We start from the raw sequence: 13,931 nt of genomic DNA, 5'->3' as shown, positions 1-13,931 counted from the left end.
TGGAGATTTGGTGTGAACCGGGAACCCACCCTTATCGGTGTAATGAGTGGCAGAAAAAATTTTCTGCAATTTAGGTGGTACCACGGTAATGCGTCCTAATTGACTAGTTTGAGTCAATGGGGCGCGTTTTTTGTCAAGAGTGTGAGCCAAGCCGGGTTGCTTCCGAGCATAGCCTAGACAGTCAATTGCTCGGTGGGTTGCCGAGTGGTTGACTGGCGTAGCTAAGCGGAGGACGCAGGCTTGGTGAGCACGTTTCGAATAGAGTGTGAACGAGGGCGGTTAGCTTCTGAGCATTATCGTAGCTAGTCAATTATGCGGTGGTTTGCCGCATGGTTGACTAGCTGGGATAAGCGGAGGACGCTGCCCGAATGAGCACGTTTCGGCAATTAAGCCCAATCCATCAAAAAACTAGTCAAAACTAACAAAGAAAATCGTTAATTATGAAAGGATGTTCTAACTATGACAAAGAAAGTACTATTAACAGGTGATCGGCCAACTGGTCAATTGCATATTGGCCATTACGTCGGGTCGTTGCGTAACCGCGTGGCGTTACAAAATACTGGTGATTATGAGTCTTACATTATGATTGCGGATAATCAGGCGTTGACGGATAACGCGCATGATCCAGAAAAGATTCGCAAGAGTTTGCTTCAAGTTGCGATGGATTATTTGGCGGTTGGGATTGATCCTGAAAAATCGACCATTTTAGTTCAATCACAAATTCCCGCTTTAACGGATATGATGAACCAATTTTTGAACTTGGTGACAGTGGCGCGTTTGAACCGGAACCCCACTGTTAAAACAGAAATTAAACAAAAAGCCTTTGGCGAAAGTGTTCCCGCTGGCTTCTTCGTTTATCCAGTGAGCCAAGCTGCAGATATTACGGCGTTCAAAGCCACCACGGTTCCCGTTGGCGATGACCAAGAACCAATGTTGGAACAAACGCGTGAAATTGTGCGGAGTTTCAATCGGACTTATCAACAAGCTGTCTTGGTTGCACCAGAAGGTTACTTTCCACCAAAGGGCTTAGGCCGAATCCCTGGTTTGGATGGCAACGCTAAAATGAGTAAATCCCTTGGCAATGCCATCTACTTGGCAGATGACGCCGATACAGTTCAAAAGAAGGTCATGTCGATGTACACTGACCCTGACCATATTCACGTGGAAGATCCTGGTAAAATTGAAGGCAACACGGTCTTTACATACTTGGACATTTTCGGTGAAGACAAGGCCAAGATTGCGGACTTAAAAGCTCAATATCAACACGGTGGGTTAGGCGACGTTAAAATCAAGCGTTACTTAATTGACGTCTTGGATGGTGTGTTACGGCCAATCCGTGAACGGCGTGCAATTTACGAAGCTGACCCAGCCCAAGTGATGGCAATTTTAAAGGCTGGTACCGCGAAAGCGAATGTTGTGGCTGACCAAACTTGGCGTGAAATGCAAGCAGCCATTGGGATTAATTATTTCGACAAAAACTAAAGCGTAAATTAAAGTGATCAGCATCCATAGTCAGATGTTGATCACTTTTTCGTTGCTTTGAGGCATTATCGGATTTGATTTTAGAAATAGCTCACGGTGCTACCAAGTTTAAGTGGAATAAAGCCGTATTTGCCATAGCTATCGAGCGTTTTTGCATCAGCTTTTTTAAGTTGTGGCATGATGAAATCGTAAATTGCACGATATTCAGTTGGTAATCCCGCAATTCGATTTTTAATCGTCAGTGATAAGTCAGCTTGTAGTAAAGCCGTTCGTAGCCCAAGCATGATTTTCAGCTCATCGTCACCGTTGCTCAGTTCTTTGGAAAATTGCAGTAGTTGTGTCCTAAAATTGTCAAATTTAGGCTGTTGTCCCTTTAAATAAGCTGCGTCTACCAAATGTGTTAGTTCTTGCCGTTGTGTCATGTTTTCGTCCCCCTCGTTAATCATGTCGTTTTCTTCGGCACAATTAAATTATAACACTCGTTATAATCTTTTATTCGCGGCACTTTTAATGGTCAAGGTATCTGAAGGCCCCCAAAACTCGATTAGATGCTAATTATCGAAATCTAGTGAGCCGATACGTAGCGTAGTTAAAGTCAACAATGCGGTTAGCGAGAGCTGAGGAAAGACTGGCAGTTACCGGCTGAGGCCAATCCCTGCAGCCGACGCGGAATCATGATAAAATTAATAACATTATTTCTACACAGAGGAGCGCTTCAACGTGACAGAATCAACATTTTGGCCGGCAATCGCAGCTAAAGCCCAGGCTGAACAACGGCCATTTTTTACCATGGCACCAATGGAGGCCGTCAGTAATACGGTCTTCCGGCAAGTCGTCGCCAAGGCTGCGGCGCCGGATGCTTTCTTTACGGAATTTGTATATGCTAAAGGAATCACTGATCCAGCCACTAAATTTCCAGTTCACGGGCGGCTTTATGTTGCGCCCGCGGAAAAGAAACGGCCGGTGGTCCAACTATGGGGCAATGAAGCGGCCGATTTTGTGACGGCGGCAGCGGCCTTGAAGACTAAAGGTTTTGAAGCAATTGACATTAACATGGGCTGTCCTGATAGCACGGTCATCAAAAACCATGGTGGTAGTGATTTGATTCGCAACCCACAGTGGGCGATCGACGCGATTGCCGCGGCTAAAACGGCCGGTTTAGCGGTTAGCGTGAAGACACGTTTAGGTTATAGCAAATTAGCTGAGTTTCGGGATTGGATTCCGACGCTTTTACGTCAAAATGTCGATCTCTTAACGATTCATTTACGGACAAAACAGGAAATGAGTAAAGTTGACGCGCACTTTGAAGTCATCGATGAACTGATTCAGATGCGGGATGCCATTGCGCCAGCTACCTTGTTACAGCTCAATGGCGATATTCCAAATTATCAGGCCGGGTTGGCGTTGGCCCAACAACATCCGGGCGTGGATGGCATTATGATCGGACGGGGCGTCTTTGCGAGTCCGTTTGCGTTTGAAGCCAAACCACAATCCCACTCATTGGCGGAATTATTAGACTTATTGCGTGATCAACTGGATTTGTTTGATGATTTTGCCACACGCTACGATGTACCACGCTTTCCATCATTGAAGCGTTTCTTTAAAATTTACGCGCGTCCAGAACTTGGGGCAACAGCCCTGCGTAATGCAATGATGGATGCCAAATCAACGGCTGACGTTCGCAAAATTTTGAATGAGTCACCATTAACTAATTGATCAGTTCGCTCACGGCAAATCTGTCGTGGGATTTTTTGCTCGCATAGCGGCCTTCGTTGCCCAGTTGCTAGGCTTTAATGTTAAAATAAAAGCAACTAACTTCAACGAAAAGCGAGCGTGGTGTTCATGAGAAATTTAGCAATTGTCGATCTCGGGTCAAATTCGGCTCGAATGGCGGTCAGCCGGTTGCATCCTAATGGGACGGCTGATGAAATTAAGCGGGTCAAGGAAGATACGCGGCTGTCTGAAAGTATGGGCGCCGAGCATGTCTTACAACCCGCCGCAATTGACCGGACGATTCGAGCCTTGTTAGATTTCAAAAAGATCTACACGCGGATGCCGAATACGGACGTGATTGGTATCACTACCGCGGCAGTGCGCATGGCTAAAAATCAAGCCGCTTTTCTGGCTCGTGTCAAAAGAGAAGTGGGCTTGGAGTTAAAAGTGCTCTCCGGTGACGATGAAGCCTACTATGATTATCTGGGAGTCGCTAATTCTTTAGTGATCAACGATTGCTTGATTTTGGATACTGGTGGTGCAAGCTGTGAATTGATCCTGGTCAAGGATGGCCGGAAGCAACAATTGATCAGTATCCCATTCGGGGCGGTTACCTTATCGGAACAATTTGAGTTGGATGACCTGGTGCCAGCCGCTAATCTTTTTCGTGCGCAGATGTTTTTGCGTAATCGACTGGCCGATATTTGGTGGTTGACGGAAGCGATGCATTTTCCAATTATTTTACTTGGCGGGGCCAATCGTACGCTCGCCCGGGTGAACCGTCGGCGGCAGCAAAAGTTAAAAGTTGAAGATATTCACGGCTATCGCTTGAAAACGGAGACTGTTTATCAGACCTTTTTAGATTTGCTCACACGGTCGAAAGCTGGCCGCCAAGATATCTCTGGGATGGAATATGACCGCGCCGACATTATTGTGGGTGGCATGTTGCCATTGGTGACGTTACTCCAAATGCAAGATAGTGATCGGGTTATTTTTTCCGAAAGTGGTGTCCGGGAAGGCATTATCTCAGAATACTTAAATTCAGCAAACTGAACAACAAGATTGGACTGATTATATGACGGCTGATTTTCGCCATTTTTATCAAAAATCATGGGCTGAACGGACGGCCATCGTGGCGTCGGCTGCCCAGTTATCGCCTGCCGAAACGGCGTTATTTAAAACGTATTATTATCCGCAACATAGTGAAATTATTGAAAATTATTTAACGGATTATCCGTTGCCGATGGGCTTAGCGGTCAATCTGGTCGTCGACGACAAGCCCGTCGTGGTGCCGATGGTCACAGAGGAGCCTTCTGTGATTGCGGCCGCCAGTAATGGGGCAAAAATCGTCAAACGGGCTGGCGGCTTTACGACGACCTTAACAAAACGCGAAATGGTCGGGCAAATTGTCTTGGAACAATTGTCAGATCCTGAAAAAACTGCGCAACACATTATGGCGCATCAAGCCGAGTTATTAACCGTTGCCGATGAAGCCCATCCGAGTTTGAAAAAACGGGGTGGTGGCGCACGTCAGTTGCGAACCCGCGTGTTGGGTCAAGGCTATCTCTCAATTGATCTATTTGTCGATGTGCAGGCCGCAATGGGTGCCAACATGCTCAATAGTATGTTGGAAGCCGTGGCAAAATCAGTCGGCGTATTGACGAAAACCAATGCCTTAATGAGTATTTTATCGAATTATGCGACGGCGAGTTTGGTCAAGGCCACCTGCCAATTACCAGTTAACTTATTACAAGCTGGCCGTTATTCCGGGCAGTTAGTGGCGCAAAAGATTGCGTCCGCTAGTACGGTGGCTCAGCTTGATCCTTATCGTGCCGCGACACATAACAAAGGGATCATGAATGGTATCGATGCGGTCGCGATTGCAACGGGCAATGATTGGCGTGCCCTTGAAAGTGGCATTCACGCTTATGCTGCTCGCGACGGTCAGTATCGTGGAATCAGCACTTGGACGACAGATGGTCAGACGCTAACGGGAACGATTGAACTGCCCTTACCCGTTGGTGTGGTGGGTGGCTCAATTAAAATTAATGAGTTGGCCCAATTAAATCAACGTCTCTTGGGCATCAAAACAGCCCCAGATTTAGCTGAAATCATGGCCGCGCTTGGCTTAGCTCAAAACTTAGCCGCCTTGCGCGCGTTGGTTACGACTGGTATTCAGCAAGGCCATATGCACTTGCAATTGAAGTCACTAGCCCTTGCTGCTGGGGCGACGACGGCGGAATTGCCGACGATTCTACAACAGCTAGAACAAGCGCCGCAACAAGATCTAGCGACAACGCAACAATTGATTACAAAACTACGACATTCAAAGGAAGAGACCGATGACTGAACCTAAATTAACGCAAACTTTAACTGACTTATTGAGTACAACGAATTCGCTGTATCCGGGCAACGTAACGGTCAGCTTTGGCGAAGAACAAGCCAGTTATGTCCGACATGACCAAGCACATCAAATCATGCATGACGGTGATATTGAGATTCACGTGGCTGATATAACGGCACCAAACTACACTGCCGCGCATGAAATGTTACACCTATTATTGCTATTACAAGGGTTTCCCCAGATCACCTTTAACTTGACCACCCGTAACGATCAATTGGACGAACAGTTGATGGCGATTGCCATGGAACTCTACGATGCGGTTGCACATGTGCTCGTGGTTAAAAAACAACGTGAGCATGACTTGATTGATGATGAGATTGAAGCACTTTACTTCAAGGGGATTTACGCAACGATTGATCCTGAAAATCCAGACAAAGCGGATGCAATGATGACGCTACGGTTGTTGACGTTGACTGATTTGTTAGTCTTCTTTAACGGTGACCTGAGTGCAGAACGGTTAGCTAAAGTCACCGCTGATTTTCCACAAGCTTGGGCGGCCGCACAAAAACTGTATGCCATTATCACTGCGAAACCCGTTGACACGCCATTTGCTATGCGGCGCGCGGTCGTGAAATTATTCAAAGCGTTTGATGAACAGATGGCGTTGTGGGACTTGCCGTTGTTACACGGGAGTGAATTTGTGACGATGCAGTCTGTCTTTAGTGAACATCAACTGCGCTTAGAAGTTCGGCAGTTATTCGATGTTTACCATTCTGATATGTTGGATAAAACGAAAAACACCCGGGCCTATATTGGGCTGAATAAGGGTGATCGGCAAAATGCTTTTGTCGTGCCCGCACCAGCACAAAAGAAAAGCGATGCCTTTTTCAAGGATCTTTACGGCAAAACGGTTAAGGAGCTATTTACCGAATTAGAGTTACCATTTACGTTGCGATAAGTTGATTTAAGGGGGCTTGATCATGGCAACGGCAGCACAACAAGCGATTGAAACCGCGCAACATATCGTTTTTATGACTGGTGCAGGGGTTTCAACGCCATCAGGGATTCCAGATTATCGGTCGAAAAATGGCCTCTACACTGGACATCATCATGCGGAATATTATCTCAGTCATGCCTATTTGATGAGTGATCCTGTCGGTTTTTATCATTATTTAAAAGATAATTTATATTATCCCGACGCTCAACCAAATGTGATCCATCAAAAGATGGCGGCGTTGTCGCAACAAGGTCGAGCCGGTGTCATTACGCAGAATATTGATAATTTATATCAAGTGGCGCAAACACAAAATTTGGTTGAGTTTCATGGCAATCTGTATCAGATCTATTGTACGAAGTGTGGTCAAGCGGTGCCGTTTCAAGATTATTTGACGTCACCGTATCATGCAACTGATCAGGGCTATTTACGGCCTAAAGTGGTGTTGTATGATGAAAGCATTGACCAGACTAACATCGAGCGAGCATTAACCCTGTTACGGGCAGCTGATTTAGTGGTCATCTGTGGCACGTCATTTCGGGTCTACCCCTTTGCCGGTTTGATCGATTATCGGAATTCTGCGGCCAAAGTGATGGCTATCAATGAAGAACCGCTGCAGTTGCCATTTGAGTTTGAAATGGTTCAGCAGAACGCGGTCGACTTTTTCAAAGGGGTGACAGTTTGAGATGATTACAATTGGCTTAACAACTTGGACGGAACATCCCAGCTTATTGGGCGGCACGGACAAATTAACGCTGACGGAATATTCGGGCGTATTACCTGTAGTGGAAGTCGATACGCCTTTCTACGGCATTCCCAAGCCGAGTACGGTCGCTAAGTGGCAAAAAGCAGTTCCGGCCAAGTTTCAGTTTATTTTAAAAGCGAACCAGACGATGACGCTACACGATACTTACGAGGATGGCATTTCCATGGATGCGCTGAAAGCGGCGTATCGGGAGTACCGCGCGATGTTGAAACCATTGACGCAACATGATCAGCTCAAGGCGGTCTTATTCCAGTTTCCACCATTCTTTGAACGGTCAACGCGTAATTTTCATTATTTGCAGCGGATGGTTCAGTGGTTGCCCGGGGTTCCGATTGCGGTCGAATTTCGGAATGAAAGCTGGTATGAACCCGGCGTGAAGGATTCTGTTTTTGATTTTCTGAAGGATCTCGGTCTGGTACACGTGGTCGTGGACGAGCCACATGCAATGAATGACGGGGTGACATTTGAGCCCGTCGTCACGAATCCCAAATTAGCGCTACTGCGGTTACATGGGCGTAACCAAGCTGGTTGGTCTGCAAAAGGTAAAGACTGGCGTGGCAAACGGACTTTGTATCGGTACAACGCGGCAGAATTAGCTGAGTTTAAGACGACGGTCGATGATCTCCAGACGCAAGCGCAAGAAGTCTGTGTAATTTTTAATAATAATTCAGGCGGGGACGCTGCCGATAATGCCTTGGCATTAAAGGCGTTACTGGGAGTTTCCTTCGGTGACCTCGGACCGCAGCAATTGGATTTATTCTAACCGTTTCCTAAGCAACGGTGGAAGTATGATACAATAAAAAAGAATCTAACTAAAAATGTTAATCACAATGTATTTTGCTAGTTGAAATGTTCTTTGCCACTCTGGTTGGACCAGAATCGGCTGGAACGTGGTGGTCACGGTTGTGAGCCAAAGTGCGGTCTCACAAGCCGGGCTTTATCTAAGTCGCAAAACCAGCGACTTAGATAAATAACACCACTGAGCCAATTCTGGTCCGCCCGACGTTAAATAACGGAATGTTAGTCAACAATGATGTGTTATTTAGCCGTGAGGTTGGGGCCTAAAATGCTCAGCCATGAAATTTGTCTTAGTGTGGGTGATTTTCCCGGACTTAGACAAAGGCCAGTTTTGAAGACCGCCTTTTGGCTTCAAAATGGCCCATGGCGTTCCAGCGTTTTAGGCACCAACCGGTAGGCGGAAAACTGAGCTAGCAAGACACGTTAATAGCGACTTAATAACATGTTTGAAGGGAATTAAAGTCATGGCAGACACAAAACCAACTTATTATATTACAACGCCGATTTATTACCCCTCCGGTAAATTACACATCGGTAACTCATATACCACTATTGCGTGTGATACTTTAGCACGTTACAAGCGGGCCATGGGTTACGATGTCTTTTTCTTGACCGGGACGGATGAACACGGCTTAAAAATTGAAGAAAAAGCAGAAAAATTGCACACTGATCCTAAGAGCTATGTTGATGGCATGGCTAAGGATATCAAGGCGCTCTGGAAACTATTGGAAATTTCGAATAACAAGTTTATTCGGACGACCGATGATTATCATGAACATGCCGTGCAAGTGATTTTTGACCGTTTGTTAAAGCAAGGCGACATTTACCTTGGCGATTATGAAGGCTGGTACTCCGTTGATGATGAAGAATACTTCACTGAAACGCAATTAGCTGAAGTTTATCGCGACGAAAACGGTAAAATGATCGGTGGGAAAGCCCCAAGTGGTCATGAAGTTGAACTCGTCAAAGAACAATCTTACTTCTTTAAGATGAGCAAATATGCGGATTGGTTGTTAAACTACTATCAAACGCATCCAAACTTTATTCAACCAGCTAATCGGATGAATGAAATGGTCAATAACTTTATCAAGCCTGGTTTGGAAGACTTAGCGGTCACCCGGACGAGCTTTACTTGGGGCGTGCCGGTTAAGACGGACCCTAAGCATGTCGTTTACGTTTGGCTTGACGCTTTGATGAACTATATCACGGCCTTGGGTTACGCGACCGATGATAATGACCAATTGTTCAAGAAATACTGGCCGGCTAATGTGCAAATGGTTGGGAAAGAAATCGTGCGTTTCCATACGATTTACTGGCCAATCTTTTTGCATGCGTTGGGCTTAGAATTACCAAAAACGGTCTTCGGCCACGGTTGGCTGTTGATGAGCGATGACAAGATGTCGAAATCTAAAGGAAACGTGATTTACCCTGAAACGATCGTTGAACATTATGGCCTTGATGCATTACGGTACTATTTGATCAAAGCAATGCCTTATGGCAACGACGGCTCATTTACGCCCGAAGATTTCATCGCTAAAGTTAATTATGACTTAGCAAATGACTTGGGGAACTTGTTGAACCGGACTGTTGCAATGATCAATAAGTATGAAGGCGGCAAGTTGCCTGAATTCAAAGCCGGTGTGACTGAATTTGACGCTGACTTGGAACAAACGGCCGCTGAAACGATTGCTAATTACAATGATCTGATGGACAAGTTACATTTGTCAGATGCTTTGAGCGAAATCTGGAAGCTGGTTAGTCGGACCAACAAGTACATTGACGAAACTGCGCCTTGGCAATTAGCTAAGAGCGATGATGCTGCCGATGCTGACAAGTTGGCCAGCGTCATGGCACACTTGGCAGCTAGCTTACGCGTAATCGGCAGTTTGATCAGCCCAGTAATGACGCATGCGCCAAAGGAAATCTTTACGCAATTAGGCTTAGATCCTGAAAGCCTGTCATTGACTGATTTGAAACTGAGCGATTTACCAGCTGGCAAGCAAGTCGTTGCTAAGGGGACGCCAATTTTCCCACGTTTAGACATGGAAAAAGAAGTTGATTTCTTGAAGAGTCAGATGACACAGTCAGACAAGAAAAAAGGCCGGGCAGCAATGGCCGCCGCCGCTGCTGCTAAGCATGAAGCTGCCATCGAAGGCGACTGGAATCCAGCTGAAACCGAGTTGAATTTGACGAAGCCAGAAATGGTCTTTGACGACTTTGAAAAAGTTGAACTCAAGGTTGCCGAAGTGGTGACGGTTCAAAAGATGAAGGGTAGCAGCAAGCTATTACAATTCCGGTTGGACGCTGGCGATGCTGATCATCGTCAAATCCTTTCTGGTATTGCCAAGTGGTATCCAGAACCAGAAGTCTTAATTGGTAAGAAAGTTGTCATTGTTGGTAACTTGAAACCACGTAAGATGATGGGACAATTGAGCCAAGGTATGTTGTTGTCCGCAGAACATGGTGATGAAGTTCAATTAATCACGGTGCCTGACAATATTCCTAACGGGTCATTAATTTCATAAGCTATTCAATAAAGTCGTTGTCCAATTGGATGACGACCTTTTTAGTTAAAAAATCGTGAATTGAAAGTAATGGCAAACGATTTTACGTATTTAATAAGTGTCAGCTTAGCTTGTTGGGACGAGTGGCTGTGAAAACAGTCGGATTAAAGTAATAGGCGTAATGTATATAGGGGTGTATACTTACGGCAGCCTCGAAATTTGTCGTGGCTTAGCGGACTAGTTTTAAATGAGGTGAAAAAGGATGGTCTCTACAAAGATTGTTAAATTAGGTAATTCACAGGGAATTAGGCTACAAAAATCACTCTTGAAACAAGTTGGCCTGATTGATCCAATTAATTCGCCGGTTCAAGTCTCTGTTGAAGACGGCAAAATTATTATTGTGCCAGAACAGACTAAATCGAAGTTGATGCAACGCTTTGATGGGTTCGATTTGGAACAGTATTGGCAAGAAAATGACCCCCAAGAATATGATTGGGGTAAACCAGTTGGAAAAGAACTTTTTTAAAGGATAAAGCTGGATGGCTCATCATGAAAGATCAAATAAGGGGGGCGTATCAATGCGACTAGTCTCAATACCACAAGGAACCATTATTAAGCTAAAATTCGGGCCATCATTGGGACACGAACAGACTGGTTATCGGCCGGCAGTGGTCATTTCGAATCCTGATTTTTATCGGGTCTCGCGCATGACACGGATCATGCCAATTTCTAACAGTGCGCATGCCTTTCCACTGCATATTCCGTTGGACGGTCGGACTAAAACGACCGGTAGTATTTTAACCGAGCATCTGCAAACGGTTGATTTAAATGCACGTGAGTTTGATTATATTGAAAAATGTCCCAAGGATAAGGTCGATTTAGCGATTGAACTTCTAACTGAGTCATTGTAATCCTTCTCGGAGTTGATTGGATGCCAAACACCTTTTAGATGAGTCATTTGGTCATCCTTTTTACTGTGGCTAACTTTTGGCCCAACTTGCGCAACATGTTAAAATCAACTATGATTACAACCTGAATGTCAAAATCGAAAAGGGGTCATGGCCGTGCGGATTTTTGATTCTCATACCCATTTAAATGATGAAGCGTTTATTAATGATGTGCCAAAGTACTTAGCGCAAGCCAAGGCTTTGGACGTGGTACGGATGGCGATTGTTGGTTCCAATACGCAATTGAACGCCGATGCCATTAAATTAGCTGAAACTTATCCGGAATTGGTCGCCATTGTTGGCTGGCATCCGGAAGATTCTAAAAACTATGATGCAGCGGCTGAAAAGCTGTTGATTGAACAACTCCAACACCCGAAAGTTGTCGCATTAGGCGAAATTGGACTTGATTATCATTGGGATACGTCGCCACGCGAGACCCAACGCCGTATTTTTGCGCGTCAAGTGGCCATTGCCAAAGACATGCAACTCCCAATTTCAGTGCATAATCGCGATGCTTTTGAGGATACTTATAAAATCTTGAAAGCTGCTGATATTCGTGATACTGGTGGGGTCATGCACAGTTTTAACGGTGACCCAGAATGGTTAAAACGGTTCTTGGATCTCGGTATGCACATCTCATACAGTGGGGTGGCGTCTTTCAAGCATACCGACGACGTCCATGAAGCGGTCAAACAAACGCCAGCTGAAAGCCTGTTAGTTGAAACAGATGCGCCTTATTTAACGCCGGAACCTTATCGTGGCAAACAGAATGAACCTGGGTTCACGCGTTATGTTGTGGAAGCTGTCGCAAAATTACGTGAAACGACACCTGACGAGATTGCGGCACAAACTTATCAAAATGCAGAGGACTTATTTAAGATTGAAGAAAATTAAAGAAGTGATCGTCGTTGAAGGTAAGGACGACACGAAACGGTTGGCCTTAGCGGTAAATGCCGATACGATTGAAACGAATGGTTCGGCCGTCTCAGATGAAACGGTCGCCCACATTAAAGCACTACAAGCGACGCGCGGGGTGATTGTGTTTACGGATCCGGACTTTTCCGGTGAACGGATTCGGCGGATTATTTCAGCCGCCGTGCCGGGTGTCAAGCACGCCTTTTTACCGCGCAAAGCGGGCGTCCCGACTAAAGCCGGTGGCAGTTTAGGCGTTGAACATGCTAGTCCCGAAGCGATTCGAACGGCGTTGGCTCATCTATACACTGAAAATTTGAGTGAACCCCAGACCTTAATCAGTCAGTCTGACTTGATTAAAGCTGGCCTGTTAGCCGGTCCCGCTGCCCGTCAGCGCCGTGAACAACTCGGTGAATTGCTGAAAATTGGTTATGTAAACGGCAAACAATTACCGAAACGGCTCCAACTATTCCAAGTCCAGCCTGACGATTTTTGGCAGGCGGTCGACCAAATCAACCTTGAGGAGACAAAATGAGTAAAGAAATCGATATTGCAAATCCCGCCCGCACCCAGGCGATTATGAATGCCTATGGCTTAAGAGTGAAGAAGAGCCTTGGTCAGAACTTTTTAACAGACCCAAACGTACTCCACAACATCGTTTTTACGGCGGATATTAGCCAGAATGACAACGTGATTGAAATTGGCCCTGGGATTGGGGCGTTGACTGAATATTTAGCCCGCGCCGCGCATCAAGTCTTGGCCTTTGAAATTGATGACCGGTTATTGCCAATTTTAGATGAAACGTTAGCTGACTATGATAATGTTGAAATCATCAATCAAGATATTCTGAAAACGGATTTACCTGCGATGATTGAAGCACACTTAGATGCAGACCATCCCTTGAAGTTAGTAGCTAATTTGCCTTATTACATTACCACACCAATTTTAATGGGTGTTTTGTCTGGGCCAATTAAGTTTGAAAACATTGTTGTCATGATGCAAAAAGAAGTGGCGGATCGATTAGCTGCTGAACCTGGGACGAAAGCTTATGGGGCATTGACGATTGCGGTTCAATACCGGATGGCCGCTGAATTGGCCATGATCGTGCCACGAACCGTTTTTGTGCCCTCACCAAATGTGGATTCGGCGATTGTTAAGTTAACTGCCTTACCACCACGGACCCATGTGCCATTCGACGAACCAGCTTTTTTCAAGGTCGTCAAAGCCGGCTTTGCCCATCGCCGTAAGAATCTGTGGAATAATTTGCAAAGCTTATTTGGCAAAGAACCTGAAACTAAGAATATGATTCAAATGGCCCTCGATGCGGCTGGTATCGATCCTCGAATTCGTGCAGAACGCCTGTCTGTCGATGAATTCATCACCTTGACCGACGCTTTACATGCAGAAAAGCTACTCTAATATCAGTAGACTTATAAAATTGTTGCACATTGGAAAACCTTGTGATATAATA

Annotated in this window: 14 protein-coding genes; 13 read left to right on the top strand and 1 reads right to left on the bottom strand. The window is 45.6% G+C overall.

The features are described from left to right. Positions 1 to 459: 459 nt before the first annotated feature. On the top strand, positions 460 to 1,482 hold the full coding sequence (gene trpS / locus FFM70_RS08780; protein ID WP_137616476.1) for a tryptophan--tRNA ligase: 1,023 nt from the start codon (positions 460 to 462) through the stop codon (positions 1,480 to 1,482). A gap of 80 nt (positions 1,483 to 1,562) precedes the next feature. On the opposite strand, the gene FFM70_RS08775 is transcribed toward trpS, so the two are convergent. Next, a complete protein-coding gene (locus FFM70_RS08775) occupies positions 1,563 to 1,904 on the bottom strand; it encodes a hypothetical protein (protein WP_137616475.1) in 342 nt (113 codons plus the stop codon). Positions 1,905 to 2,202: 298 nt separating this feature from the next. Between FFM70_RS08775 and FFM70_RS08770 the strand changes: the two genes are divergently transcribed. The 12 genes from FFM70_RS08770 to rsmA all read left to right on the top strand — a co-directional run bounded on the left by FFM70_RS08770 (position 2,203) and on the right by rsmA (position 13,879). Then, positions 2,203 to 3,198: a tRNA-dihydrouridine synthase family protein gene (locus FFM70_RS08770; protein ID WP_137616474.1), complete on the top strand. Its 996-nt coding sequence runs from the start codon at positions 2,203 to 2,205 to the stop codon at positions 3,196 to 3,198. Positions 3,199 to 3,324: 126 nt separating this feature from the next. Beyond that, entirely contained in the window at positions 3,325 to 4,248 is a 924-nt protein-coding gene (locus FFM70_RS08765) for a Ppx/GppA family phosphatase (protein ID WP_137616473.1), read from the top strand. A gap of 22 nt (positions 4,249 to 4,270) precedes the next feature. Beyond that, the gene (locus FFM70_RS08760; RefSeq protein ID WP_137616472.1) at positions 4,271 to 5,545 is read left to right on the top strand and encodes a hydroxymethylglutaryl-CoA reductase, degradative; all 1,275 of its coding nucleotides are present in this window, start codon (positions 4,271 to 4,273) and stop codon (positions 5,543 to 5,545) included. Then, positions 5,538 to 6,497: an IpaB/EvcA family protein gene (locus FFM70_RS08755; protein ID WP_137616471.1), complete on the top strand. Its 960-nt coding sequence runs from the start codon at positions 5,538 to 5,540 to the stop codon at positions 6,495 to 6,497. The genes FFM70_RS08760 and FFM70_RS08755 overlap by 8 nt, the downstream gene beginning before the upstream one ends. Positions 6,498 to 6,519: 22 nt before the next feature. Beyond that, on the top strand, positions 6,520 to 7,218 hold the full coding sequence (locus FFM70_RS08750) for an NAD-dependent protein deacylase (RefSeq protein ID WP_379856112.1): 699 nt from the start codon (positions 6,520 to 6,522) through the stop codon (positions 7,216 to 7,218). Position 7,219: 1 nt separating this feature from the next. Continuing rightward, complete coding sequence (locus tag FFM70_RS08745; RefSeq protein WP_137616469.1) at positions 7,220 to 8,062, top strand: DUF72 domain-containing protein; 843 nt, start codon at positions 7,220 to 7,222, stop codon at positions 8,060 to 8,062. A gap of 499 nt (positions 8,063 to 8,561) precedes the next feature. After that, positions 8,562 to 10,622 (top strand): methionine--tRNA ligase, encoded by a 2,061-nt coding sequence (gene metG / locus FFM70_RS08740; protein WP_137616468.1) that lies wholly within the window; start codon positions 8,562 to 8,564, stop codon positions 10,620 to 10,622. A gap of 241 nt (positions 10,623 to 10,863) precedes the next feature. After that, complete coding sequence (locus FFM70_RS08735; RefSeq protein ID WP_137616467.1) at positions 10,864 to 11,127, top strand: AbrB/MazE/SpoVT family DNA-binding domain-containing protein; 264 nt, start codon at positions 10,864 to 10,866, stop codon at positions 11,125 to 11,127. Between the two features lie 52 nt (positions 11,128 to 11,179). Continuing rightward, positions 11,180 to 11,512 (top strand): type II toxin-antitoxin system PemK/MazF family toxin, encoded by a 333-nt coding sequence (locus FFM70_RS08730; RefSeq protein ID WP_137616466.1) that lies wholly within the window; start codon positions 11,180 to 11,182, stop codon positions 11,510 to 11,512. Between the two features lie 153 nt (positions 11,513 to 11,665). Continuing rightward, positions 11,666 to 12,442, top strand: a complete 777-nt coding sequence (locus tag FFM70_RS08725; RefSeq protein ID WP_137616465.1) for a TatD family hydrolase — start codon at positions 11,666 to 11,668, stop codon at positions 12,440 to 12,442. Continuing rightward, positions 12,429 to 12,995: a ribonuclease M5 gene (gene rnmV / locus FFM70_RS08720; protein ID WP_137616464.1), complete on the top strand. Its 567-nt coding sequence runs from the start codon at positions 12,429 to 12,431 to the stop codon at positions 12,993 to 12,995. Before FFM70_RS08725 ends, rnmV begins: the two co-directional genes overlap by 14 nt. Next, positions 12,992 to 13,879 (top strand): 16S rRNA (adenine(1518)-N(6)/adenine(1519)-N(6))-dimethyltransferase RsmA, encoded by an 888-nt coding sequence (gene rsmA, locus FFM70_RS08715; protein ID WP_137616463.1) that lies wholly within the window; start codon positions 12,992 to 12,994, stop codon positions 13,877 to 13,879. Before rnmV ends, rsmA begins: the two co-directional genes overlap by 4 nt. Positions 13,880 to 13,931 lie beyond the last annotated feature (52 nt).

This window comes from Lactiplantibacillus nangangensis (assembly GCF_005405065.1).
GTDB classification, from domain to species: domain Bacteria; phylum Bacillota; class Bacilli; order Lactobacillales; family Lactobacillaceae; genus Lactiplantibacillus; species Lactiplantibacillus nangangensis.
The sequence above is the reverse complement of the archived record's forward strand: the minus strand, read 5'-3'. Positions and strand labels throughout refer to the sequence as shown.

Excerpts from the sequence above, each read along its gene's own strand:
- trpS (WP_137616476.1), top strand. The coding sequence starts at position 460 with ATGACAAAGAAAGTACTATTAACAGGTGATCGGCCAACTGGTCAATTG.
- FFM70_RS08775 (WP_137616475.1), bottom strand. The coding sequence starts at position 1,904 with ATGACACAACGGCAAGAACTAACACATTTGGTAGACGCAGCTTATTTA.
- FFM70_RS08765 (WP_137616473.1), top strand. The coding sequence starts at position 3,325 with ATGAGAAATTTAGCAATTGTCGATCTCGGGTCAAATTCGGCTCGAATG.
- FFM70_RS08760 (WP_137616472.1), top strand. The coding sequence starts at position 4,271 with ATGACGGCTGATTTTCGCCATTTTTATCAAAAATCATGGGCTGAACGG.
- FFM70_RS08755 (WP_137616471.1), top strand. The coding sequence starts at position 5,538 with ATGACTGAACCTAAATTAACGCAAACTTTAACTGACTTATTGAGTACA.
- FFM70_RS08750 (WP_379856112.1), top strand. The coding sequence starts at position 6,520 with ATGGCAACGGCAGCACAACAAGCGATTGAAACCGCGCAACATATCGTT.
- FFM70_RS08745 (WP_137616469.1), top strand. The coding sequence starts at position 7,220 with ATGATTACAATTGGCTTAACAACTTGGACGGAACATCCCAGCTTATTG.
- metG (WP_137616468.1), top strand. The coding sequence starts at position 8,562 with ATGGCAGACACAAAACCAACTTATTATATTACAACGCCGATTTATTAC.
- FFM70_RS08735 (WP_137616467.1), top strand. The coding sequence starts at position 10,864 with ATGGTCTCTACAAAGATTGTTAAATTAGGTAATTCACAGGGAATTAGG.
- FFM70_RS08730 (WP_137616466.1), top strand. The coding sequence starts at position 11,180 with ATGCGACTAGTCTCAATACCACAAGGAACCATTATTAAGCTAAAATTC.
- rsmA (WP_137616463.1), top strand. The coding sequence starts at position 12,992 with ATGAGTAAAGAAATCGATATTGCAAATCCCGCCCGCACCCAGGCGATT.